The 23,106-nt window shown below is 65.3% G+C and carries 18 protein-coding genes and 1 other RNA gene; 11 read left to right on the top strand and 8 right to left on the bottom strand.

Going from position 1 to position 23,106, the window contains the following annotated elements; genetic code table 11:
• The first annotated feature begins 18 nt into the window (after positions 1 to 18).
• Positions 19 to 1,443: a methyl-accepting chemotaxis protein gene (locus ACZBJS_RS20370; RefSeq protein WP_316396484.1), complete on the top strand. Its 1,425-nt coding sequence runs from the start codon at positions 19 to 21 to the stop codon at positions 1,441 to 1,443.
• Between the two features lie 94 nt (positions 1,444 to 1,537).
• Here ACZBJS_RS20370 and ACZBJS_RS20365 read toward each other — a convergent pair whose 3' ends face one another.
• From ACZBJS_RS20365 to ACZBJS_RS20345, 5 genes are all read right to left on the bottom strand, one after another.
• Positions 1,538 to 2,365 carry a TIGR00282 family metallophosphoesterase gene (locus tag ACZBJS_RS20365; RefSeq protein ID WP_253624978.1) on the bottom strand — a complete coding sequence of 276 codons (828 nt, stop codon included), beginning with the start codon at positions 2,363 to 2,365 and terminating at the stop codon, positions 1,538 to 1,540.
• Positions 2,366 to 2,367: 2 nt separating this feature from the next.
• Positions 2,368 to 2,946, bottom strand: a complete 579-nt coding sequence (locus tag ACZBJS_RS20360; protein WP_057016202.1) for a 5-formyltetrahydrofolate cyclo-ligase — start codon at positions 2,944 to 2,946, stop codon at positions 2,368 to 2,370.
• Between the two features lie 171 nt (positions 2,947 to 3,117).
• A non-coding RNA gene (gene ssrS / locus ACZBJS_RS20355) (6S RNA) lies at positions 3,118 to 3,278 on the bottom strand.
• Between the two features lie 270 nt (positions 3,279 to 3,548).
• The gene (locus ACZBJS_RS20350; RefSeq protein ID WP_028332812.1) at positions 3,549 to 3,932 is read right to left on the bottom strand and encodes a cell division protein ZapA; all 384 of its coding nucleotides are present in this window, start codon (positions 3,930 to 3,932) and stop codon (positions 3,549 to 3,551) included.
• The gene (locus ACZBJS_RS20345; RefSeq protein ID WP_018269681.1) at positions 3,929 to 4,249 is read right to left on the bottom strand and encodes a DUF4164 domain-containing protein; all 321 of its coding nucleotides are present in this window, start codon (positions 4,247 to 4,249) and stop codon (positions 3,929 to 3,931) included. Before ACZBJS_RS20345 ends, ACZBJS_RS20350 begins: the two co-directional genes overlap by 4 nt.
• Positions 4,250 to 4,581: 332 nt before the next feature.
• Here ACZBJS_RS20345 and tkt point away from each other — a divergent pair, with 332 nt between their 5' ends.
• The 8 genes from tkt (at position 4,582) to ACZBJS_RS20305 (ending at position 14,449) form a co-directional block, all read left to right on the top strand.
• A complete protein-coding gene (gene tkt, locus ACZBJS_RS20340) occupies positions 4,582 to 6,564 on the top strand; it encodes a transketolase (protein ID WP_229190966.1) in 1,983 nt (660 codons plus the stop codon).
• A gap of 160 nt (positions 6,565 to 6,724) precedes the next feature.
• Complete coding sequence (gene gap / locus ACZBJS_RS20335) at positions 6,725 to 7,732, top strand: type I glyceraldehyde-3-phosphate dehydrogenase (RefSeq protein WP_016842563.1); 1,008 nt, start codon at positions 6,725 to 6,727, stop codon at positions 7,730 to 7,732.
• A gap of 179 nt (positions 7,733 to 7,911) precedes the next feature.
• The gene (locus ACZBJS_RS20330; RefSeq protein WP_057016200.1) at positions 7,912 to 9,108 is read left to right on the top strand and encodes a phosphoglycerate kinase; all 1,197 of its coding nucleotides are present in this window, start codon (positions 7,912 to 7,914) and stop codon (positions 9,106 to 9,108) included.
• A 131-nt stretch (positions 9,109 to 9,239) separates the two neighbouring features.
• The gene (gene fba, locus ACZBJS_RS20325) at positions 9,240 to 10,307 is read left to right on the top strand and encodes a class II fructose-bisphosphate aldolase (protein WP_168859026.1); all 1,068 of its coding nucleotides are present in this window, start codon (positions 9,240 to 9,242) and stop codon (positions 10,305 to 10,307) included.
• Between the two features lie 313 nt (positions 10,308 to 10,620).
• A complete protein-coding gene (locus ACZBJS_RS20320; protein ID WP_076825042.1) occupies positions 10,621 to 11,646 on the top strand; it encodes a class I fructose-bisphosphate aldolase in 1,026 nt (341 codons plus the stop codon).
• Positions 11,647 to 12,336: a thiamine phosphate synthase gene (locus tag ACZBJS_RS20315; RefSeq protein ID WP_316396478.1), complete on the top strand. Its 690-nt coding sequence runs from the start codon at positions 11,647 to 11,649 to the stop codon at positions 12,334 to 12,336.
• A gap of 7 nt (positions 12,337 to 12,343) precedes the next feature.
• The gene (locus ACZBJS_RS20310) at positions 12,344 to 13,426 is read left to right on the top strand and encodes an HcpA family protein (protein ID WP_316396476.1); all 1,083 of its coding nucleotides are present in this window, start codon (positions 12,344 to 12,346) and stop codon (positions 13,424 to 13,426) included.
• 228 nt (positions 13,427 to 13,654) lie between these two features.
• Entirely contained in the window at positions 13,655 to 14,449 is a 795-nt protein-coding gene (locus ACZBJS_RS20305) for an inositol monophosphatase family protein (RefSeq protein WP_057016197.1), read from the top strand.
• A gap of 14 nt (positions 14,450 to 14,463) precedes the next feature.
• On the opposite strand, the gene ACZBJS_RS20300 is transcribed toward ACZBJS_RS20305, so the two are convergent.
• The 3 genes from ACZBJS_RS20300 to ACZBJS_RS20290 form a co-directional block, all read right to left on the bottom strand.
• A complete protein-coding gene (locus ACZBJS_RS20300; RefSeq protein ID WP_316396474.1) occupies positions 14,464 to 15,603 on the bottom strand; it encodes an AAA family ATPase in 1,140 nt (379 codons plus the stop codon).
• Between the two features lie 116 nt (positions 15,604 to 15,719).
• Positions 15,720 to 18,875: a multidrug efflux RND transporter permease subunit gene (locus ACZBJS_RS20295; RefSeq protein WP_057016195.1), complete on the bottom strand. Its 3,156-nt coding sequence runs from the start codon at positions 18,873 to 18,875 to the stop codon at positions 15,720 to 15,722.
• 6 nt (positions 18,876 to 18,881) lie between these two features.
• Complete coding sequence (locus ACZBJS_RS20290) at positions 18,882 to 20,087, bottom strand: efflux RND transporter periplasmic adaptor subunit (RefSeq protein ID WP_253604559.1); 1,206 nt, start codon at positions 20,085 to 20,087, stop codon at positions 18,882 to 18,884.
• A 538-nt stretch (positions 20,088 to 20,625) separates the two neighbouring features.
• Here ACZBJS_RS20290 and ACZBJS_RS20285 point away from each other — a divergent pair.
• Positions 20,626 to 21,612, top strand: coding sequence for a hypothetical protein (locus ACZBJS_RS20285; RefSeq protein ID WP_057016194.1), 987 nt, complete (start codon positions 20,626 to 20,628; stop codon positions 21,610 to 21,612).
• A gap of 16 nt (positions 21,613 to 21,628) precedes the next feature.
• Positions 21,629 to 22,657 carry a peptidoglycan -binding protein gene (locus tag ACZBJS_RS20280; RefSeq protein WP_463439068.1) on the top strand — a complete coding sequence of 343 codons (1,029 nt, stop codon included), beginning with the start codon at positions 21,629 to 21,631 and terminating at the stop codon, positions 22,655 to 22,657.
• Positions 22,658 to 23,106: the final 449 nt, after the last annotated feature.

The raw sequence follows: 23,106 nt of genomic DNA, 5'->3' as shown, positions 1-23,106 counted from the left end.
AACGGAGGAAGCGTCGACATGTCGGCCGCGCAGCTTGCAGTTCTGGATACGTCATCGGACCGAACGCTGGCCGAGCGGCTGGTGGACCAGCTCGCCGACCGCATCGGCGGCCTGGGGGTGGAACTCGCCGACATCGCCGGCAACGTCCAGGAGGTCGCGAACCGCGTCAGCAGCCAGTCCGAGCGCTTCCATCATTTGCAGACGACGGCCGAGACGATGGTCGCCGCCAATCACGACATCGCCAACGCATCGCAGGCGGTGCAAACGACCGCATCCGCCGCGGTCGGCCAGATCGCGGAGTCGCGCCATGTGGTCGAGACGGCGGTCAGCCATATCGCGGAGCTCGTCGCGGCGGTCGGACGGATCGAGGCGCGGCTCGCCGCGGTCGGCTCCGCGCTGAGCCAGGTCGCCAAGGTTTCCGGTTCGATCGAGGCGATCGCCAAGCAGACCAATCTGCTGGCGCTCAACGCCACCATCGAGGCGGCGCGCGCCGGCAATGCGGGCCGCGGCTTTGCGGTGGTCGCGAGCGAGGTCAAGAACCTTGCGGAAGCAACCCGCCAGGCGACGCATCAGATTTCCGATACCGTGCGCGATCTCGACGGCCAGATCGGCAGCCTGATCGGCGAGAGCAGCGATGCCTCGTTGCGCGCCAAGAGCGCCGGCGAAGGCGCCCAGCAGATTTCGGCCATCATCATGCGCGTGCAGGAAGGCTTCTCATCCGTCGGCGCCGAGATCGGCAGCGTGGCGCGCGCCGCGACCTCCAATCTCGGCCATTGCGACAGCGTGATCGCGGAGCTGAACGAGCTGGCGAAGGGCGTCGATCTCTCCTCGCGCGACCTCAAGCACGCCGACAGCCGCGTCGCGAAACTGCTCGAACTCTCCGAGAGCCTGATCGTGACCATCGCCGACAGCGGCGTGCAGACCAGCGACACGCCGCTGATCCGCGTCGTGATCGACACCGCAAGGCAGATCTCGGAGCTGTTCGAGAATGCCGTGGCGCGCGGCGAGATCACGCTCGCGCAATTGATGGACGAGAATTATCGCGAGATCGCCGGCACCAATCCGAAGCAGTACCTGACCGACTACGTCGCGTTTACCGACCGCGTGCTGCCCGCGATCCAGGATCCGATCCAGAAGAGCGATCCGCGCATCGTGTTCTGCGTCGCCTGGGCGCGCAGCGGCTATCTGCCGACCCACAATCCGAACTACCGGCAGCCGCAGGGGCCGGACCCGGTGTGGAACAACGCCAATTGCCGCAACCGCCGCCTGTTCAACGATCGCGCGGTGAGCAAGGTCGCAGCCAACAAAAAACCGTTCCTGCTGCAGACCTATCGCCGCGACATGGGCGGCGGCAATTTCGTGCTGATGAAGGACCTGTCATCGCCGATCGTCGTGAACGGCCGCCACTGGGGCGCATTCCGGATGGGTTTTCGGCAGTCGTAGTTCGTAGCCCGGATGCAGCGAAGCGCAATCCGGATCAATGCGACCGCGGAGAGATTCCCGGATTTCGTTTCGCTTCATCCGGGCTACGGCAACCTCACTTCACCCAAAACCCCGGCACCGCAGGCTCGAGCCGCCCGCCGGCGCGCACCGGCGCGACCTTCACCGCGAGCCCGGTCGCATCGTCGGTCTCGACCGCGATGCCGCTCAGTGTTGCCACGCCGCCCGCCGGCTCGAAACGGCCGGAGGGAATGCCGGTGAGGAAGCGCTGCAGCGGCTCCTCCTTCTGCATGCCGATCACCGAGTCATAGTCGCCGGTCATGCCGGCATCGCTCATATAGGCGGTGCCGCCCGGCAGCACCTGATGATCGGCGGTCGGCACGTGGGTATGGGTACCGACCACGAGGCTGACGCGGCCGTCGCAGAAGAAGCCGACGCCCTGCTTCTCGCTGGTCGCCTCGGCATGGAAATCGAGCACGATGGCATCACAGCCCTCGCGCAGCGGGCAGGCCTCGAGCTCGCGCTCGATGGCGCTGAACGGATCATTCGAGGACGGCTCCATGAAGACGCGGCCGATCGCGTTGAGGACCAGCGCGCGCTTGCCGCTCTTGGTATCGACCAGCGTGGCGCCGCGGCCGGGCGAATGGCGCGGAAAATTCAGCGGGCGGATCAGGCGCGGCGCGCGCTCGATGAAGACCAGCGCCTCCTTCTGATTCCAGGCGTGGTTGCCGAGCGTGATCGCATCGGCGCCGGCGTCGAGCAGCTCCTGATAGATCGCCTCGGTGATGCCGAAGCCGCCGGCGGAATTCTCGCCATTGACGACCACGAGATCGAGCGACCAGTCCCTGATCATGCCGGGAAGGTGGTCGGCGATGGCGGTGCGGCCGGTCCTGCCGACGACGTCACCAACGAAGAGAATTCGCAAGGCTAGCTACTCCGGAAATCGAACGTCTTGCGCTCCGTTAGCACAAAATCGAGCGGGACGTCGTGCGACAGCGCCGGAATCGCCTTGGTTTCCTGTGCAGCAAAGGCAAGTCCGACCCCGATCACATGCTTGGCCTTGCGCAGATGCGCGAAGGTATAGTCGTAATAACCGGCGCCGTAGCCGATGCGGTGACCGAGCTTGTCGAATGCCGCGAGCGGCACCAGCATCACGTCCGGATGCACCTCGGCGGCGGCCGGCGACGGCTCGGGAATGCCGAGCGGCCCGAGCATCAGCCGGTCCTGCGGCGACCAGCTGCGGAAGGTCAGCGACTGGCCGCGCGCATTGATGCAGGGCAGCGCGAGCCGCGCGCCCCTGTCGGCAAGCTTCTTCATCAACGGCGCCGGATCGAGCTCGCTGCGGATCGGCGCATAGCCCGAGACGATCATGCCCGGCGCGATCTCGAACGGCGCGCCGCGCTTGGCGAGTGCTTCGGCAGCCGTCGCGCGCTGCTCGTCGCTCAGCGCATCGCGCTTGGCGAGAGCAAGTGCCCGGAGCTCGGCCTTCGATGGAGATGCGTGCATGATCCATCTTCCGCTGTCGTCGTCTGCGACAACGGACGATCCATCATCCCAGAGACGCTAGCTTTCGTTAAGGCCAGGCCGCGGCGCACTGGACGCCCCGTATCGCGGGGCACAACACTGCTAGACAATTCAACCGCCGCAGCGCGACGACAAGGCAACAGCAAAAATCAGTGCGAAGCCGCAGAGGCCGTTGGAGCGCTCGATCCCGGAGTTCCCTACGAAAGTAGGTGGGCACCATATGTCCGGGTCCACGGACCCGGCCAGGGACAGTTCCCTAAAGGATCGATAAGGCCCCGGGGATATATGGCTCCTGACGCACGACGCAGCTTCGCGGGGGCTAATCTAGCCATCGTTGCCCCAATCCGCCAGCGGTAAGGAAGACGCAGCCGAGACTCATGCACTTCTCTCCACCCTCCCCTGGAGGGGGAGGGTCGGTACGCATGAAGCGTAGCGGAATGCGAACCGGGGTGGGGTGATCTCTCAACGCGGGCGCTACACGTGTGGAAAGACCGTCACCCCACCTCGCCGCTCATTTCATGAGCGTCGATCCTCCCCCTCCAGGGGAGGATAAGATCACCCGATGCCGGAAAATAAAATATAGATCACCCGATCGCGATGCCGCCGCCGATGGTGCGGTTGAGCACCTGCGTGGTGCGCTCGATCCGCTCCGCGGCGGCGTTGAGCGCGTTGGAGACCGCGGTCTGGGTCGCGCGGGCGCGGTCGATGGCGGCAACGCGCGCGTTGCGCAGCTGCTCGACCTCTTCCTCGAGGCTGCGGATGCGTGCGCTGGCGTCAACCAGTTCGTCGCAGGCGGTGAGCGCCGCCATCACCGTCAGCCGCGCATCGCCGATTTCGCCGAACTTGCCGCGCAGCGATTCCACGCGCTGCTGGAGATTTTCCGCGAGCTTCAGGAGCCGCACCTCCTGGCCCTCCTCGCAGGCCATCCGGTATTGCCGGCCATTGATGGTGACGTTGATGTGGCTCATCTGCTGTCTCCGCCGTCGAGCACGGCGCGAATGCTGCCGATTGCCGCGTCGAGTTTTTCCGCGATCTCGCGATTGGCGCGCTCGAGCTTGCGCGTCTTCACCAGCGATCCGTCGAGTTCGTCGGCAAGCCTGGAGCGATCGGCGCCGAGCGCCTGGATGCGGCTCGCCAATTCGTTCTCGTCGCGGTCGGCCTCGCGGCGCCGCTCCACCGAGCTCTCCAGCGCATCAAGCGCAGCCATCAGCCGCTTTGTCGCAGCATCGATATCGGCAAGCGGTGCCTCGGTATTGCCAGACCCGTTGGCGAGACGATCACTCATGACACGCGGCGTGGACCTTTCAAGTCGGTTGGCTTGGTAGCCTGCGGAAGACAGGCCTGCCGCACGGCAAAACAGGCGGTTCGGCAAGCGTTTACGGGACGAAATTTACGTGGCAAGCGAGCCCAGCGCAACGGCGGCGGAGAACTATGCACCGTTGAATGAAATAGGCGATTTCGGGCAACTTTTCCCCGTTTTGAGGCGTTCCATCGCCTTGGACTTGCGGAATTGAGGTGCTAATCCACCCCCAACCCGTAAGGCCATCCACGCGCGTATCGCGGCTGCCCGCCCGATGCGTCCAGCATCAGCTCCTCATTTTAGGCGGACTTTTCATCATGACGCAGGTCGATCACACCCGTATGGCCAATGCGATCCGTGGCCTTGCCATGGACGCCGTCGAAAAGGCGAATTCCGGCCATCCCGGCCTGCCGATGGGCGCCGCCGACATCGCGACCGTCCTGTTCACGAAATTCCTGAAATTCGATGCGGCCGACACGGCGTGGCCCGATCGCGACCGCTTCGTGCTCTCGGCCGGCCATGGCTCGATGCTGCTCTATTCGTTGCTGTACCTCACCGGCAACAAGGACATGACGCTCGACCAGCTCAAGCATTTCCGCCAGCTCGGATCGCTTACACCGGGACACCCCGAGAACTTCCACACCAAGGGCATCGAGACCACCACCGGTCCGCTCGGCCAGGGCATCGCGACCGCGGTCGGCATGGCGCTCGCCGAGAAGATGCTGGCCGCCGAGTTCGGCAAGAAGATCGTCAACCACCACACCTATGTGCTTGCCTCCGACGGCGACCTGATGGAGGGCATCTCGCAGGAAGCGATCGCGCTCGCCGGTGTCTGGCGGCTCAACAAGATGATCGTGCTGTACGACGACAACGGCATCTCGATCGACGGCCCGACCTCGATCTCCGATTCCGTCGATCAGGTGAAGCGCTTCAAGTCCGCAGGTTGGGCCGCCGAATTGATCGACGGCCAGGATCCGCAGGCGATCGCCGCTGCAATCACCCGCGCGCAGAAATCCAACAAGCCCTCGATGATCGCCTGCAAGACCACGATCGGGTACGGCGCGCCGCACAAGGCCGGCACCGCCAAGGCGCATGGCGAAGCGCTCGGCGCCGACGAGCTCAAGGCGGCAAAGGAGAAGCTCGGCATCTCGCTCGAGCCGTTCTCGGTGCCCGACGACGTGCTGAACGCCTGGCGCGAGGCAGGCGCCCGCGGCGCCGCCGAGCACAAGGCGTGGGACGAGCAGTTCGCGCAGCTCGGCAGCCGCAAGCGCGCCGAGTTCGAACGCCGCATTCGCCACGAGCGGCCGCAGTCGCTCGCCAAGGGGCTGCGCGCCTTCAAGAAGGGGCTCCTGGAAAATCCGCTCAACGTCGCGACCCGCAAATCGTCGGAAGCCGCGATCGAGGTGATTGCGGCTGCGATGCCGATGGAATTCGTCGCCGGCTCCGCCGACCTCACCGGCTCCAACAACAACAAGGCGAAGTCGGCGACGGCGTTCGGCGCCAAGACGCCGAAGGGCCGCTTCATCCATTACGGCGTCCGCGAGCACGGCATGGCGGCATGCCTCAACGGCATCTTCCTGCATGGCGGCTTCGCGCCGAACGGCGCCACCTTCCTGGTGTTCACCGACTACGCGCGCGGCGCGATGCGGCTGTCGGCGCTGATGGGCACCGGCGTCGTCTATGTCATGACCCATGACTCGATCGGCCTCGGCGAAGACGGCCCGACGCACCAGCCGGTCGAGCATCTCTCCGCGCTCCGCGCGATGCCCAACATGCGCGTGTTCCGTCCCTGCGACGCGGTCGAGACCGCCGAGTGCTGGGAACTGGCGCTCAACCGCGTCGACGGACCGACGGTGCTGGCGCTGACTCGCCAGAACCTGCCGCAGCTCCGCACCACGGCGCCGAACGACAACCCGTGCAGCCACGGCGCCTATGAGCTGGTCGCGGCGCAGGGTGACGCAAAAGTGTCATTGTTCGCGTCGGGTTCCGAGGTCCAGATCGCGGTCGAGGCGCAGAAGCAGCTCGCCGGACGCGGCATCGCGACGCGGGTGGTCTCGGTCCCGTCGCTGGAATTGCTGCTGGCACAGCCCGCCGAACGGCAAAATGCCATTATCGGCAACGCCCCAGTCAAGATCGCGATCGAGGCCGCGGTGCGCTGGGGCTGGGATGCCGTGATCGGCCATGACGGCGAATTCATCGGCATGCACGGATTCGGCGCCAGCGCCCCGGCGAAGGACCTTTTCCCGCATTTCGGCATTACTGCTGAAGCCGTCGTTAACGCTGCCACGAAGCGCGTCTGACGCTGGCCTGACACCTGTCGGCCAAGGTTGAGCTTGTCGCAAAAAAGGATTACCTAAGCTCCATCTTTTCCGTACGCGCCCGGCCGAACCGGGCGTTCCGCCGTAAAAACCTCGTGGGAGCGCTCCCGCGGGGCTGACAACAGCATTAGAGGAGACGAGCATGGCAATCCGCGTCGCGATCAACGGGTTTGGGCGTATCGGCCGCAACATTCTGCGCGCCATCGCCGAGTCCGGCCGCAAGGACATCGAGGTGGTCGGCATCAACGACCTCGGCCCGGTCGAGACCAACGCACACCTGCTGCGCTTCGATTCCGTGCACGGCCGCTTCCCCGGCACCGTCACGGTCGACGGCGACACGATCAGCCTCGGCGACAACAAGATCAAGGTTTCGGCCGAGCGCGATCCCTCCAAGCTGCCGTGGAAGGCGCTCGGCGTCGACGTCGCGCTGGAATGCACCGGCATCTTCACCGCGAAGGACAAGGCCTCCGCGCACCTCACAGCCGGCGCCAAGCGCGTGCTGGTCTCGGCGCCCGCCGACGGTGCTGACGCCACCATCGTCTACGGCGTCAACCACGACACGCTGACCAAGGATCACCTGGTGATCTCGAACGGCTCCTGCACCACCAACTGCCTCGCGCCGGTCGCCAAGGTCCTGAACGACACCGTCGGCATCGAGACCGGCTTCATGACCACGATCCATGCCTATACCGGCGACCAGCCGACGCTCGACACCCTGCACAAGGATCTCTATCGCGGCCGCGCTGCGGCGATGTCGATGATCCCGACCTCGACCGGTGCCGCGAAGGCGATCGGCCTCGTGCTGCCCGAGCTGAAGGGCAAGCTCGACGGCGTCTCGGTCCGCGTTCCGACCCCGAACGTTTCCGTGATCGACCTCAAGATCGTCGCCAAGCGCGCAACCGACGTCAAGGAGATCAACGAGGCGATGAAGCGTGCGTCCGAGCAGCAGCTCAAGGGCATCCTCGGCTACACCAACGCGCCGAACGTCTCGATCGACTTCAACCACGATCCGCACTCGTCGACCTTCCACATGGACCAGACCAAGGTGCAGAACGGCAACTTCGTGCGCGTGATGTCCTGGTACGACAATGAGTGGGGCTTCTCGAACCGTATGGCGGACACCGCCGTCGCGATCGGCAAGCTGGTTTAAGTTCGACTGTTCGTGATGCCCGGCTCACCGCCGGGCATCTGCGTCTTTGCCGCTCCGTCATTCCGGGATGGTCCGCAGGACCAGACCCGGAATCTCGAGATTCCCCGATGCGCAATTGCGCATCTGAGGTTCGATGCTCCGCATCGCCCCGGAATGACCCCAGGAGTTCGACACCCCCCATGACAAAATCGTTCCGCACCCTCGACGACGTCAACGTGAAGGGCAAGCGCGTGCTGCTGCGCGTCGACCTCAACGTCCCCATGGAAAATGGCCGCGTCACCGACGCCACCCGGCTCGAGCGCGTGGCCCCCACCATCACCGAAATTTCCGACAAGGGCGGCAAGGTTATCCTGCTCGCTCATTTCGGCCGCCCCAAGGGACGCGATCCCAAGGAATCGCTGAAGCCGGTCGCCGAAGCGCTGTCGAAAGTGATCAAGCGCCCGGTCGGCTTCGCCGAGGACTGCATCGGCGAGCCTGCGGCCGCCGCTGTCGCGGCCCTCAAGGACGGCGACATCCTCTGCCTGGAAAACACCCGTTTCCATAAGGAAGAGGAGAAGAACGACGCCGGCTTCGTTGCAGAGCTCGCCAAGCTCGGCGACATCTGGGTCAACGACGCCTTCTCCGCCGCGCATCGCGCCCACGCCTCGACCGAAGGCCTCGGCCACAAGCTTCCCGCCTATGCCGGCCGCACCATGCAGGCCGAGCTCGACGCGCTCGGCAAGGCGCTGGAAGCGCCGACCAAGCCGGTGATCGCGATCATCGGCGGCGCCAAGGTCTCGACCAAGATCGACCTCCTGGAAAACCTCGTGAGCAAGGTCGACGCGCTGGTGATCGGCGGCGGCATGGCCAACACCTTCCTGCACGCGCAGGGCGTCGCCGTCGGCAAGTCGCTCGCCGAAAAGGATCTTGCCCCGACCGCGCTGCGGATCATGGAAAAGGCCAACGCCGCCAACTGCGCCATCATCCTCCCCGTCGACGCTGTCGTCGCCAACCAGTTTGCCGCCAACGCGCCGTCGCATGCCTATGGCCTCGATGCGATCCCGGCCGACGGCATGATCCTCGACGTCGGTCCGCAATCGATCGCGCGCATCCATGCCGCGATCGACGACGCGGCGACGCTGGTCTGGAACGGACCGCTCGGCGCCTTCGAGCTGACGCCGTTCGACCGCGGCACCGTGGTGTCGGCCAAGCATGCCGCCGAACGCACCAAGGCCAGGAAGCTGATCTCGGTCGCCGGCGGCGGCGACACCGTCGCGGCGCTGAACCAGGCGGGCGTGGGCGGCGATTTTTCCTACGTCTCGACCGCGGGCGGCGCGTTTCTTGAATGGATGGAAGGCAAGCCGCTGCCGGGCGTCGAAGTTCTGAAAAACCGTTGATCCAGAGCATGATCCGGAAAAGTGTGAAGCGGTTTTCCGAAGAGATCATGCTCAAACAAAGAGCAAAAGCGCGATGAAAATGAGCTCATCGCGCTTCACATCCACGAACTTGCACTACAGGGAGAAATGGAATGGCTCGCATAACGTTGCGGCAACTGCTCGACCACGCGGCCGAGCATGATTACGGCGTACCTGCCTTCAACATCAACAACATGGAACAGGCGCTGTCGATCATGGCGGCAGCCTCCGAGGTCGACGCGCCCGTCATCATCCAGGCTTCGCGCGGCGCGCGGTCCTACGCCAACGACGTCATGCTCAAGCACATGATGGACGCCGTCACCGAGATCTACCCGCAGATCCCGGTCTGCGTACATCTCGACCACGGCAACGAGCCCGCCACCTGCATGACCGCGATCCAGTCCGGCTTCACCTCGGTCATGATGGACGGCTCGCTGAAGGCCGACGGCAAGACCCCCGGCGACTGGGACTACAATGTCGGCGTCACCAAGACCGTGACCGGCATGGCCCATCTCGGCGGCATCTCGGTGGAAGGCGAGCTCGGCGTGCTCGGCTCGCTCGAGACCGGCATGGGCGACAAGGAAGACGGCCATGGCGCCGAGGGCAAGCTGTCGCACGACCAGCTGCTGACCAACCCGGACGAGGCCGTGAAGTTCGTCAAGGAAACCAAGGTTGACGCGCTGGCGATCGCGATGGGCACCTCGCACGGCGCCTACAAGTTCACCCGCAAGCCCGACGGCAACATCCTCGCCATGAACGTGATCGAGGAAATCCATCGCAAGCTGCCGAACACGCATCTGGTGATGCACGGCTCCTCGTCGGTACCGCAGGAGCTGCAGGAGATCATCAACGCCAATGGCGGCAAGATGAAGCCGACCTGGGGCGTGCCGGTCGCCGAGATCCAGCGCGGCATCAAGAACGGTGTGCGCAAGATCAACATCGACACCGACAACCGGATGGCGATGACCGGCCAGATCCGCAAGGTGCTGAAGGACAATCCGGAAGAGTTCGATCCGCGCAAGTACCTGAAGCCCGCGATGGAGGCGATGACCAAGCTGTGCAAGCAGCGCCTGCAGGAGTTCAACACCGCGGGCCAGGCCAGCAAGATCAAGAAGGTGCTGACTACGGCGGAAATGGCCAAGCGCTACGCCGCGGGCCAGCTCGACCCCAAGGTTGCCTGACGTATCTCTCCCTCTCCCCGCCCTTCGCGGGGAGAGGGTTGGGGTGAGGGGCTTCCACGAGCGGCGAATGCGGTTAGACCTGTACCCCCTCACCCGGATTGCATCTAGCGATGCGACATAGCCGAAGCTCGACTTCGGCGTTCTTTGCCGACGGCCGCCGAAGGCGGCCTATGCCTCTCCCCGCAAGCGGGGCGAGGTGAACAGAACAAGCCAAATCTACGCGCGATCTCAGCCGCGACGAACGTTTTCTAGGCATTTGCCCGAGAACCGCCTATTTTGGTTTGCAAAGGCAATGGCTCTGGAGGACGCCCCGATGAACCTCTCCGACCTCAACAAAATCGCGCTTGCCATGGTCACCCCGGGCAAGGGCATTCTCGCCGCCGACGAATCCTCCGGCACCATCAAGAAGCGGTTCGACGCCATCAAGGTCGATTCGACCGAGGACAATCGCCGTGACTATCGCGAGATGCTGTTCCGCTCGCAGGAGGCGATGAGCAAGTACATCTCCGGCGTCATCCTTTACGACGAGACGATCTGGCAGAATGCCAAGGACGGCACGCCGCTGGTCAAGCTGATCGAGCAGGCCGGCGCGATCCCCGGCATCAAGGTCGACGAGGGCACGCAGGCGCTGCCGAACTGCCCAGGCGAACTCGTCACCGTCGGCCTCGACAAGCTCGCCGAGCGGCTGAAGAAATATTACGAGCGCGGTGCGCGCTTTGCGAAGTGGCGCGCCGTGATCGATATCGGACCGCGAATCCCGACCCAGACCGCGATCCGTGCCAACGCCCATGCGCTGGCGCGCTACGCCGCGCTGTGCCAGGCCGCGCAGATCGTCCCGATCGTCGAGCCGGAGGTGCTGATGGACGGCGATCATGACATCGACCGCTGCTACGAGGTGACGCAGCGCGTGCTGAACCGCACCTTCCAGGAATTGCGGGTGCAGCGCGTCGCGCTCGAAGGCATGATCCTGAAGCCGAACATGGCGATCTCGGGCAAGAAGTGCCCGAAGCAGGCGCCGGTGCAGGAAGTCGCCGAGAAGACCATCCGCCTGCTCAAGAGCTGCGTGCCGGCCGCGGTGCCCGGCATCGCCTTCCTCTCCGGCGGCCAGAGCGACGAGGAAGCGACCGCGCATCTCGACGCCATGAACAAGATCGGCAATTTGCCCTGGCGGCTGACCTTCTCCTACGGCCGCGCGCTGCAGGCGGCGCCGCAGAAGGCGTGGTCCGGCAAGCCCGACAACGTCCCCGCGGGCCAGCGCGCCTTCTCGCATCGCGCCCGGATGAACGGGCTCGCGAGCACCGGCAATTGGGAAGCCGGCCTCGAGAAACAGGCGGCATAGTTGGCGACCAAGCCCGTTCCGCCGCGGCCGACGCCGCGCCTCTATCTGGCAACGCCGGCGGTCGATGAGCCTGCGCGGCTTGCGGCCGAGCTCACCGAGCTGCTTGCCGCGGCCGATGTCGCGGCCGTGCTGGTGCGGCTGCGCGAGAGCGATCCGCGCAGCATGATCTCCACCATCAAGGCGCTGGGGCCCGCGATCCAGAACGCCGGCGCGGCGCTGCTGATCGACGGTCATCCCGATATCGTGGCCCGCGCCGGCGCCGACGGCGCGCATCTGACCGGCGTCGCCGCGATGGAAGAGGCGATGCCGTCGCTGAAACCCGACCGCATTGTCGGCGTCGGCGGGCTCGCGACCCGCCACGATTCCATGGCCGCGGGCGAAGCCGGCGCCGACTATGTACTGTTCGGCGAGCCCGACGCCAACGGACAGCGGCCCTCGCGCGAGGCCATCGCCGAGCGGCTGGAGTGGTGGGACGAATTGTTCGAGCCGCCCTGCATCGGCTTTGCAACCTCGCGCGAGGAAGCCGAGACGTTCGCGGCGGCCGGCGCGGATTTCGTGCTGGTCGGAAACTTCATCTGGTCCGATCCGCGCGGCGCCAAGGCGGCGCTTGTCGAGATCGGAGAGGCGATTGCGCGGGCGCATGCCGGCACATTCGGCAAGGCCAAGGCCGACGGAAAGGCCGAGGGATGACGCCGGAATGAAATGCCTGCGTCCGATAGCTGTTGCGCTCGGCTGCACGATGCTGGCGAGCGGCGCGATGGCGCAGCTCTCGATCACGCCGCCGGCACAGACGCCGCCCGCGAAGAAGGAGGCTGCGAAGCCGAAGGTGCATTCGCCGGTCGCGAAGAAGCCGACGCCGAAGCCCGCCGCCTCCGCGACGCCGAAGCCTGCCGCATCTCCGACGCCCTCGCCGACCCCGACCCAGGCCGTCGACGATCCCAATGTCGACCTCGTCTACGGCGCCTATCAGCGCGGCATGTACAAGACCGCGTTCGATCTCGCGACCGCGCGCGCGCAGAACAACAACGATGCCAAGGCCATGACGATGCTGGGCGAGCTCTATGCCAATGGGCTCGGCGTCAAGCGCGACTACGTCAAGGCCGACGAGTGGTACAAGCGCGCCTCCGATGCCGGCGACCGCGAGGCGATGTTCGCGCTCGCCATGATGAAGATCGCGGGCCGCGGCGGCGCCGTCGACAAGGACGCCGCGGTCAAGCTGCTGGCGTCGTCGGCCAAGCTCGGCGAGCCGAAGGCGGCCTATAATCTCGCGCTGCTCTATCTCGACGGCCAGACCCTGCCGCAGGACCTCCGCCGCTCCGCCGAGCTGTTGCGCATGGCCGCCGACGCCGGCAGCCCCGAGGCGCAATACGCGCTCGCGACCTTCTACAAGGAAGGCACCGGCGTGCCGAAGGACCTCGAGAAGGCGGCGCGGCTGCTGCAGGCCGCCTCGCTGGCCGACAATGTCGATGCCGAGGTCGAATATGCCATCGCGCTCTACAACGGCTCCGGCACGCCGCGGAACGTGCCGGCGGCGGTGGCGCTGCTGCGCAAGGCGGCCCGGCAGAACAGCGCGATCGCGCAAAACCGCCTCGCCCATGTGCTGGCGACCGGCGCCGGCGCCCCGGTGGACAAGGTCGAGGCGCTGAAATGGCACACGGTCGCCAAGACCGCCGGCAAGGGCGACCCCGATCTCGACGACATCCTCGCCGATATGAGCCCGGAAGACCGCGCCAAGGCCGAGGCAGCCGCGCGAAAATGGATCGGAAACAACGTCAAATGACGCCTTGACGGCGCCACTTCCAGAGGGCACCCAGTCCGAAACCCAGGGCGCCACAGGCCGTTTCCCGTCATCCTGAGGTGCGAGCGGAGCGAGCCTCGAAGGATGCACGGCCCCGGACCGGGCCGTCGATGCTTCGAGACGCGCGTTCCGCGCTCCTCAGGATGACGGGCAGGGTCTTGCTACGCTGCCCGATCGATTTCCAACGCTCGAAAGCCACCAGCTTCCATCATGCTCTATTCCGCTCTCATCAATGTCATGGTCAAGGCCGCGCGCCGCGCCGGCCGCAGCCTCAAGCGCGACCTCGGCGAGATCGAACATCTCCAGGTGTCGCTGAAGGGGCCGGCAAACTTCGTCTCGCTCGCCGACAAGCGCGCCGAGGAGATGCTCTACACCGACCTCGAGAAGGCCCGGCCCGGCTACGGGTTCGTCGGCGAGGAAGGCGGCAAGCGCGAAGGCTCTGACAAGAGCCACACCTGGATCGTCGATCCCCTGGACGGCACCACCAACTTCCTGCACGGCATCCCGCAATTCGCGATCTCGATCGGGCTGAAGCGCGAGGACACCGTGATCGCCGGCGTGATCTACAATCCCGCCAATGACGAGCTCTACATCGCCGAGCGCGGCAAGGGCGCGTTCCTCAACGACCAGCGGCTGCGCGTCGCCGGCCGCCGCCAGCTCAACGAATGCGTTGTCGCCTGCGGCCTGCCGCATATCGGCCGCGGTAACCACCAGCTGGCGCTGCAGGAGATGGCGGCGCTGCAGACCAAGGTCGCGGGCTTCCGCCGCTTCGGCGCCGCCTCGCTCGACCTCGCCTTTGTCGCTGCCGGCCGGCTCGACGGCTATTGGGAGCGCAATCTGCAGGCCTGGGACGTCGCGGCCGGCCTGCTGATGGTCCGCGAAGCCGGCGGCACCGTCTCCGGCATCCAGGGCAATGACGACCCGCTGCAGACCGGCCACATCGTCTGCGGCAACGAGTTCGTGCACGGCGAGCTGATCAAGATCCTGAAGCCGCTCGGGCAGTAACGCGACGGCGCGATTTAATCGTCGTCGTCATCGTCATCCTGGTCGTCCTCGCGGTCACGAAATTCACCGCCCGCGGTCAGGCCCTCGATGGTGGTGGCGCCCTTCGTCTTGATCACCCGGCGCAGCGGCACCGCGCTCTCGCTGCGCAGCGCTTCCATCAGAGGCTCCGAATGGGTGACGATCCAGATGTCGGCACGGCGCGATGCCTTGGCGATCAGCCGCGCCAATGGCGCCAGCAGCGAGGGATGCAGGCTGGTCTCGGGCTCGTTCAGCGCGATGAACGGCGGCAGCCGATAGCCCATGAACACGGCGAGCAGGCAGATATATTTCAGCGTGCCGTCGGATAGTTCGTGCGCCTTGAATGGCCGCGGCATGTCCTCCAGTTGCAACTGGAATTCACATAGCCCATTTTTTTCCCAAGCCCGCAGTTCGGCGCCCGGAAATGCGTCCTCGATCGCATCCTGCAGATCGCCGGCATCCTGCCTGATCGTGAACAGGGTTGCCAACACGGCAGCCAGATCGTGGCCATCGGCGCTCAGCGAAGGTGTCGTGATCGCGAGACACGGCTTTCGTATCGGCGACGCCGGATCGGTCCGGAAGTCGTGATAGAATCGCCAACTCAGCATTGCATTTCGGATCAGGTCGATCTCGGGACTTCCCTTACCATCCGAAAATCCGGCCAGTGCGGTTTCCGACGGCAGCACCGCATCCTTGTGCTGGCTCCAGGTGCCGTTCTCATCGCGGACACTGACGAGTGAGTTGGTGCGCTCCAACATCAGTATTGTCTTCTTGCCGTGGGTCGCCTCGATCGTTTCGGACTTGATCATCGGCTCACCGGGAAATGCCGCCACGACCGGGCTCGGGAATCCGAGCTCGATGGAATATCTGACGTGGTCGAGCCTCACGGCCAACCGCAGACGCGCATCGTCTCCGCGTCTGCGATGGCCGGACCAGAAGACGGAATTCAACCCGCCTTCGTCGGAGATCGTGCGCGTGATCCGGCCGGTCGCAGCATCCCGCAACAGCGACAGCGACTTGTAGAGATTGGATTTGCCGACGCCGTTCTCGCCGACGAAGACGGACAGCGGCTGGATGGGCATGAAGAGCCGCCGGATCGAGCGATAATTCGAGATCGCAATATCGCTCGGCCGCATCGCATGCCCTCAATCCCCGGGTTGCCCAAACGCTTCCCGTTCAATCCAGAGCTGCAATCTGGATTGGTCAGCTTGCGAAAGCAAGCTGCTGATCTGAGCAGCACCGGTCCCTGATGTCAGTGACCGATCCTTGCCGGCGCGGGCGGGCCATATACCTCACCCTGCCCCGGCGCCGTTTCGCGATCGCCGGCCAGCACGCGCTGCACGCTGACGAAGAACACCGGCACCAGGAGCAGCGCGAGGATCACCACCGCGATCATGCCGCCCATCACTGACGTGCCGAGTGCCTGCTGGCTGGCGCCGCCGGCGCCGGTCGCGATCGCCATCGGCAGCACGCCGCAGACGAAGGCCAGACCGGTCATCAGGATCGGGCGGAATCTGAGGCTGCACGCCTCGATTGTCGCCTCGACCAGCGGCTTGCCTTGCGCGCGCAGATCCTTGGCAAACTCGATGATCAGGATCGCGTCCTTGGCGGCAAGACCGATGATGGTGATCAAACCGACGGTGAAATAGACGTCGTTGGAGAGCCCGCGCATCGTCGCCGCCACCACCGCACCGAGAATGCCGAGCGGAATGGTGAGCAGCACCGCGAGCGGAATGGTCCAGCTCTCATAGAGCGCGGCCAGCAAGAGGAACACCACCAGCACCGACAGCGCGAGCAGGAACGGCGCCTGCGAGCCCGACAGCTTCTCCTGCAGCGACTGGCCGGTCCATTCATAGCCGAAGCCGCGCGGCAGCTTGTCGGCGAGCCGCTCCATTTCGGCGATCGCATCGCCCGAGGTGAAGCCCGGCCGCGCCTCGCCGGAGATGCGCACCGCCGGATAGTAGTTGAAGCCCGCGATCTGCGTCGGCCCCTTCGTCCACTCGATGGTGGCGAAGGCCGAGAACGGCACCAGCTGGCCGCGGCTGTTCTTGACGTTGTAGTTGAGGATGTCGTCCGCGTTCATGCGGCTGGTCTTGTCGGCCTGCACGATGACGCGCTGCATGCGCCCGCGGTTCGGGAAGTCGTTGATGTAGTTCGAGCCGAGATTGGTCGAGATCGTGTTGTTGATGTCCTCGAAGGTGAGGCCGAACGCGCCCGCCTTCTCGCGGTCGATCATCAGATTGACCTGCGGCGCGGGCGGCAGGCCTTCGACATAGACCTTCTGCAGGATCGGGCTGGCATTGGCCTCCGCGATCAGGCGATCGGACGCGGCGATCAGCGCCGAATAACCCTTCTGGCCGCGGTCCTGCAGGCGGAACGAGAAGCCCGAGGAATTGCCGAGGTTGTCGATCGGCGGCGGCTGCAACGCCGAGATCCTGGCGTCGCGGATCGACGACAAATCGCGGTTGATGTCGGCAACGATGGCGGCGGCGGAATCCTTCGGGCCGCGCTCCGACCAGTCCTTCAGGGTGATGAAGGCCTGCGCGGTGTTCATGCCCTGGCCGAGGAAGCTGAAGCCGGTGAGGAACGTGACGTTCTCGATGCCGGCGCGGTCCTTGAGGTACTTCTCGACCTGCTCGACCGCGGCTTCGGTCCGGGCATAGGACGATTCCGACGGCGTCTGCACGTCGGTCGTGATGAAGCCCTGGTCGTCGACCGGCAGGAAGCCGCCGGGCAGCCGCACGAAGCCGTAGGCGACGCCAAGGAACAGCACGAGGTAGATCAGCATCAGGCGGCCGGTGCGCTTCAGCGAGCCCTGCACGGTGCGGGTATAGCCCGCGCGGCTGGTGTCGAGCACGCGGTTGAACCAGCCGAACACGCCCTTGCTGGCATGGCCGTGGCCCTTCTTGACCGGCTTGAGCAGCGTCGCGCACAGCGCCGGCGTCAGCGACAGCGCGAGCAGCGCCGAGAACGCGATCGCCGCCACCATGGTGACCGAGAACTGCCGGTAGATGATGCCGACCGAGCCGGGGAAGAACGCCATCGGCACGAACACCGCCATCAGCACCAGCGTGATGCCGATGATGGCGCCGGTGATCTGCGACATCGCTTTCTTGGTGGCTTCCTTCGGCGGCAGGCCCTCCTCCGCCATGATGCGCTCGACGTTCTCGACCACGACGATGGCGTCGTCGACGAGGATGCCGACCGCCAGCACCATGCCGAACATGGTCAGCATGTTGATCGAAAAGCCCGCGATCATCAGCGTAGCGCAGGCGCCGAGCAGCGCCACCGGAACCACGATCGTCGGGATGATGGTGTAGCGGATGTTCTGCAGAAACAGGAACATCACGACGAACACCAGCACGACGGCCTCGACCAGCGTCGTCAACACCTTCTTGATCGAAGCCTCGACCACCGGCGTGATGTTGTAGGGGATTTCGTAGGAGATGTTGGCCGGGAAGAAGCGCGACAGCTCCTTCATCTTGGCTTCGACCGCGCTCGCGGTCGCCAGCGCATTGCCCTTCGGCGACAGCAACACCGAGAGGCCGGCGGTCGGCTTGCCGTCGAGGCGGGTGTTGAACTGGTAGCTGAGGCCGCCGATCTCGATCCGCGCGACGTCGCGCAGGCGGACCGTCGAGCCGTCGGCGTTGGCGCGCAGGATGATGGCGCCGAACTCGTCGGGAGAGGACAGCTGGCCCTTCACCAGCACCTGCGCGGAAATCTTCTGGGTATCTGTGCTCGGCTCGGCGCCGATGCTGCCGGAGGCGACCTGGGCGTTCTGCGCCGTGATCGCCTTGTTGACGTCGTCGGCGGACAGGCCGTAGCCGACCAGCTTGGCCGGATCGATCCAGATCCGCAAGGACCGCTCGGTCGAATACAGCGTGGCGCGGCCGACGCCGGGGATGCGGCGCACCTCGCCCAGCACGTTGCGGATCATGAAGTCGCCGAGGCCCACTTCATCCAGCGAGCCGTCGGTCGAGTTCAGCGTGATGATCTGCAGCACGGCGGACGAGGCTTCCTCGACCAGGATGCCCTGCTGGATCACGGCGCGCGGCAGCCGCGCCTCGACGCGCTTGAGGCGGTTCTGCACCTCGACCGAAGCCTGGCTGGTGTCGGTGCCCGGCTTGAAGTTGGCGATGATCTCGACCTGGCCAAGCGAGTCGGAGGTCGATTCGAAGTTCAGGATGTTGGCGGCGCCGTTGAGCTCCTCCTCGATCAGCCGCGTCACGCTGTTGTAGAGGTTCTCCGGCGACGCGCCGGGATAGCTGGTCGAGATCGAGATCGAGGGCGGCGCGATGATCGGATATTGCGCGACCGCGAGCAGCGGAATCGAGATCGCGCCGATCAGACAGATGAACAGCGCGACGACCCAGGCGAAGATCGGCCTGTCGATGAAGAAGCTAGGCATATCGGATCACCGCACTGCGTGCGCGGTCTGGTGCGAATCCGTCGGTGCTGCAGCTGCGTCGACCTCGCGCCAGGCTTGCGGCCGGACCTTGTCGCCGGCGGCGAATTTCTGGAACCCCTCGACGACGACCTTGTCGCCGGCCTTCAGGCCATCGGTCACGAACCAGGAACCACCTTGCAGCGAGCCGGTGCGCACCGGCTGCACCGCGACGTGATTGTCGGCCTTGACGACGAACACCTCGCTGCCGCCGCCGCCATTGCGCTGGATCGCCTGCTGCGGCACGGCAATCGCATCGCTGTCGATGCCCTGCTCGATCAGCACGCGCACATACATGCCCGGCAGCAGGATGCGATGCGGGTTCGGGAACTCGCCGCGCAACGTCACCTGCCCGGTATAGGCGTCGACCTTGGCGTCGGAGAACAGCAGCTTGCCCGGCAGCGGGTAGATCGAGCCGTCGTCGAGCACGAGGCGCACCTTCATCGCGTCGGGCGCGATGCGGTCGAGATCGCCGCTCTCGAAGGCACGGCGGAGCTGGTTCATCTCGGTCACCGACTGCTGGAAGTCGGCGTAGATCGGATCGAGCTGCTGGATGGTCGCAAGGCTCGCGGCGTCGTTCTGCACGACGAGCGCGCCCTCGCTGACCAGCGCCGCGCCGATGGTGCCGTCGATCGGCGCGCGGATCGTCGCATAATCCAGATTGAGCTTGGCGCGCGCAACTTCGGCCTCGCGTCCCTGCACATCGGCTTCGGCCTGCTTCAGCGTCGCGATCGCCTTTTCGTTCTCGGCTTCCGGCGCCGCGCGCTGGCTGGTCAAGGTGGCGATACGGCGGGCCTGCAGCGCGGCCTGTTCGAGCACGGCCTTGGCGCGCGCCAGCGCCGCCTCGGTCGACTGCAATTCGACTTCGAACGGGCGCGGATCGATCTGGTACAGGGGATCGCCGACCTTCACCTCGCTGCCCTGATGGAACATGCGGTTGACCACGATGCCCGAGACGCGCGGGCGTACCTCGGAAACACGGGTCGGCGCGATGCGGCCCGGCAGCTCGCGCAGCATCGCGCGCGCCTGTGGCTTCACGGTGACGACACTGACGTCCGGCTCGGGTGCTTGCACGGCGGCGGTTGCGGTGTTCGGCTCGTCGCAGCCTGCAAGCAGTGGCGCCGTCACGGCCAGCATCAGAGCAATGCATGCCGATTGCGCGCGAAGTCCAGACATTGAGATAATCGCCCCTGAAAGGTTTGAACAAACGAACGGCGGTGTCACGGCGACACCGCTCGCGTTGCTGCGATGAAAATAAAATCTGCTTGCTGCGACGCAATGCGTTTTTGGGCGGCTCAATGTCACAGAATGCTATCACTCTGATTTCGCGGCATCTTTTGTCTTGTCACCGCATTGTGAGCGGGTTCCATCGCAGGCTGGGAATGCATTAAGGTCTGCGTGAGCGGGAACCCCGCCATTTTGCCTGCGCGGAATGCCGCACCTTGCAACATCGAGACAATCGGACCGAATCACCATCGTCGCGTTCGCCCACCGAATGACGCGTGCAAGCCGACCTCATTTCGCGATCTGCGGGTGGGGTGTGCAGTTCAGCGGATGGTGATGCGCCGAGCGGTCGGAAAGCCGTGCAAAGCGGCAACGGCCCACGAGATTCCAACTCAAGGTCCTGTTTGCTGCCCCTGGAATCGGCTTTCCTCACTCCGCCGCTGTGCCATATTGCTCGCAGATGCGGCCTTCGCGAACGGATGACCCGGCAATGCCTCCTTCCCGCTCCGACATGGAGATCGAATTGAGCAAGCTGTCCTCGCCTCGTATCTTCCTGGTGCGGATGCTGGTGTTCCTGGTGCTCTGCGGCCTGGTCGGGGTCGTGCTGTACAAGCAGATCGTCACCGCCTTCTTTGCCAATCCGGGGCTGAACGCCCTGATCGGGGCGGTGCTGCTGATCGGAATCATCCTGGCGTTCCGCCAAGTGATCCGGCTCTATCCCGAGGTCGCCTGGGTCAACAATTTCCGCATCGCCGATCCCGGCCTTGCGATCGAGCGCCGCCCGACGCTGCTTGCCCCGATGGCCGCGATCCTCGGCGGCGAACGCTCGGGGCGGATGTCGATCTCGCAGCAGACCATGCGACATCTGCTCGATTCGATCGCAACCCGCCTCGATGAAGCCCGCGACATCTCGCGCTACATGACCGGCCTGTTGGTGTTCCTCGGCCTGCTCGGCACCTTCTGGGGCCTGATCGAGACGGTGGGCTCGGTCGGCAAGGTGATCGACGGGCTCAAGGTCGGCGGCGACTCCGGCGCGCTGTTCGATACGCTGAAGGAGGGCCTCGCCGCGCCGCTCGGCGGCATGGGCATCTCGTTCTCGTCCTCGCTGTTCGGCCTCGCCGGCTCGCTGATCCTCGGCTTCCTCGACCTGCAGTCGAGCCAGGCCCAGAACCGCTTCTACACCGACCTCGAGGACTGGCTCGCCGGCACCGTGCGCGGCATTTCCGGCGATGAAGCCGGCGTCTCCGGCGACATGCAGGGCGCGATCGATCGGCTCCGCACCGCGCTCGAGGAAGGCGGCGGCGGCCGCAGCACCACGGCCGCGATGGCCAATCTTGCCGAGGCGATCCAGGGACTGGTTGCGCATATGCGCACCGAGCAGCAGATGATCCGGGAATGGGCCGACGGCCAGGGCGAGCAGAACCGCGAGATCAAGCGGCTGCTCGAACGCCTCGCCCGCCAGCCCGAGAAAAGCTAGCCGGGGAGAGACACCCATGGCCCTCGCCCGCTCGCGCCGCAGCGAATCCGGCTTCAACTACTGGCCCGGCTTTGTCGACGCATTGTCGACGCTGGTGCTGTCGATCGTGTTCCTGCTGTCGGTGTTCCTCGTCGTGCAGTTCTTCCTGTCACAGGAGGTCACCGGCAAGGACAAGGCGCTGGAACAGCTCACCGCCAAGATCGCTCAGCTCAACGACCTGCTATCGCTGGAGAAGCTCTCCAAGCTGACGCTCGACGACCAGATAGCGCAGCTGCGCGCCGGGCTCGCTTCCGCCGAAGGCGAGCGCGACCGCATGAAGGGGCTCTATGAGGGGCTCGCGAGTTCCGGCAGCGACGCGCAGGGCCGCGCCAACGAACTCAACAAGGCGCTGGAGTCCGAGAAGGCCGTATCGTCGCGCGCACTGGCGCAGATCGAGCTGCTGAACCAGCAGATCAGCGCGCTGCGCCGCCAGCTCGCCGCGCTCGAGGAGGCGCTCGACGCCTCCGAGAAGCGCGACAAGGAATCGCAGAACCGCATCGCCGATCTCGGCCAGCGCCTCAATGTCGCGCTGGCGCAGCGGGTGCAGGAACTGTCGAAATACCGCTCGGAATTCTTCGGCCGGCTGCGTGCGATCCTCGGCAACCGTCCCGATATCCGCGTCGTCGGCGACCGCTTCGTGTTCCAGTCGGAAGTGTTTTTCGACACCGGCCAGGCGACGCTGCTGCCCGAGGGCAAGACCGAGCTCGAAACGGTCGCGAGCGCGCTGATCGATCTCGACAAGCAGATTCCGCCCGAGATCGCCTGGGTGCTGCGCGTCGACGGCCACACCGACGTGCGGCCGATCAACAGCCCGCTGTTCAAGTCCAACTGGGAGCTGTCCTCGGCGCGCGCGATCTCGGTGGTGCAGTACCTGGTCTCGCTCGGCGTGCCGGCGCAGCGCCTGGTCGCCGCCGGCTTTGCCGAATTCCAGCCGCTCGACACCGCGCAGACCGAAGAGGCCTACAAGCGCAACCGCCGCATCGAGCTGAAGCTGACGGAACGCTAGGGCGACGGCGCCTGGCCAACCAGTCGTCATTGCCGTGTTTGCGTGAACCCGTGAGGACGGGCACACGGAGCTATCCGTTCGTTGTCCTGGCGAAAGCCAGGACCTATAACCATCCCACTTGATCCTGGACGGGATCGTGGCCCCAGCATCGCGCAGCAATTGAGATTTGGGGTAATGGGTCCTGGCTTTCGCCATGACGACATTGAGTGTGTGGCAAGGTCTGTGAGTCACACGTCCGCATTCTCGCGACATGAATGTCCAAACTTCATGTCGAAAGATCCGCAACACCGGCGAGGCGTCGCCGCGATCGGTGGAGACCGTTCATTACACGGATATTTGCTTCGTCCTGGCGAGGCTTCCGGAACGCATCAAATGCGGCGGACGTTATGTTGGTATCGCAATCTCGCGGGCTTGGCGGATCTCTCGTCTCCGTCGTGGCTGAGCCTGTC

Source organism: Bradyrhizobium sp. KZN70725, from assembly GCF_055264925.1.
The sequence above is the reverse complement of the archived record's forward strand: the minus strand, read 5'-3'. Positions and strand labels throughout refer to the sequence as shown.

Coding starts and splice junctions, on each gene's coding strand:
- ACZBJS_RS20370 (WP_316396484.1), top strand. CDS start 19: ATGTCGGCCGCGCAGCTTGCAGTTCTGGATACGTCATCGGACCGAACG.
- ACZBJS_RS20360 (WP_057016202.1), bottom strand. CDS start 2,946: ATGCACGCATCTCCATCGAAGGCCGAGCTCCGGGCACTTGCTCTCGCC.
- ACZBJS_RS20350 (WP_028332812.1), bottom strand. CDS start 3,932: ATGAGCCACATCAACGTCACCATCAATGGCCGGCAATACCGGATGGCC.
- ACZBJS_RS20345 (WP_018269681.1), bottom strand. CDS start 4,249: ATGAGTGATCGTCTCGCCAACGGGTCTGGCAATACCGAGGCACCGCTT.
- tkt (WP_229190966.1), top strand. CDS start 4,582: ATGACGCAGGTCGATCACACCCGTATGGCCAATGCGATCCGTGGCCTT.
- gap (WP_016842563.1), top strand. CDS start 6,725: ATGGCAATCCGCGTCGCGATCAACGGGTTTGGGCGTATCGGCCGCAAC.
- ACZBJS_RS20330 (WP_057016200.1), top strand. CDS start 7,912: ATGACAAAATCGTTCCGCACCCTCGACGACGTCAACGTGAAGGGCAAG.
- fba (WP_168859026.1), top strand. CDS start 9,240: ATGGCTCGCATAACGTTGCGGCAACTGCTCGACCACGCGGCCGAGCAT.
- ACZBJS_RS20320 (WP_076825042.1), top strand. CDS start 10,621: ATGAACCTCTCCGACCTCAACAAAATCGCGCTTGCCATGGTCACCCCG.
- ACZBJS_RS20310 (WP_316396476.1), top strand. CDS start 12,344: ATGAAATGCCTGCGTCCGATAGCTGTTGCGCTCGGCTGCACGATGCTG.
- ACZBJS_RS20305 (WP_057016197.1), top strand. CDS start 13,655: ATGCTCTATTCCGCTCTCATCAATGTCATGGTCAAGGCCGCGCGCCGC.
- ACZBJS_RS20300 (WP_316396474.1), bottom strand. CDS start 15,603: ATGCGGCCGAGCGATATTGCGATCTCGAATTATCGCTCGATCCGGCGG.
- ACZBJS_RS20295 (WP_057016195.1), bottom strand. CDS start 18,875: ATGCCTAGCTTCTTCATCGACAGGCCGATCTTCGCCTGGGTCGTCGCG.
- ACZBJS_RS20290 (WP_253604559.1), bottom strand. CDS start 20,087: ATGTCTGGACTTCGCGCGCAATCGGCATGCATTGCTCTGATGCTGGCC.
- ACZBJS_RS20285 (WP_057016194.1), top strand. CDS start 20,626: ATGCCTCCTTCCCGCTCCGACATGGAGATCGAATTGAGCAAGCTGTCC.
- ACZBJS_RS20280 (WP_463439068.1), top strand. CDS start 21,629: ATGGCCCTCGCCCGCTCGCGCCGCAGCGAATCCGGCTTCAACTACTGG.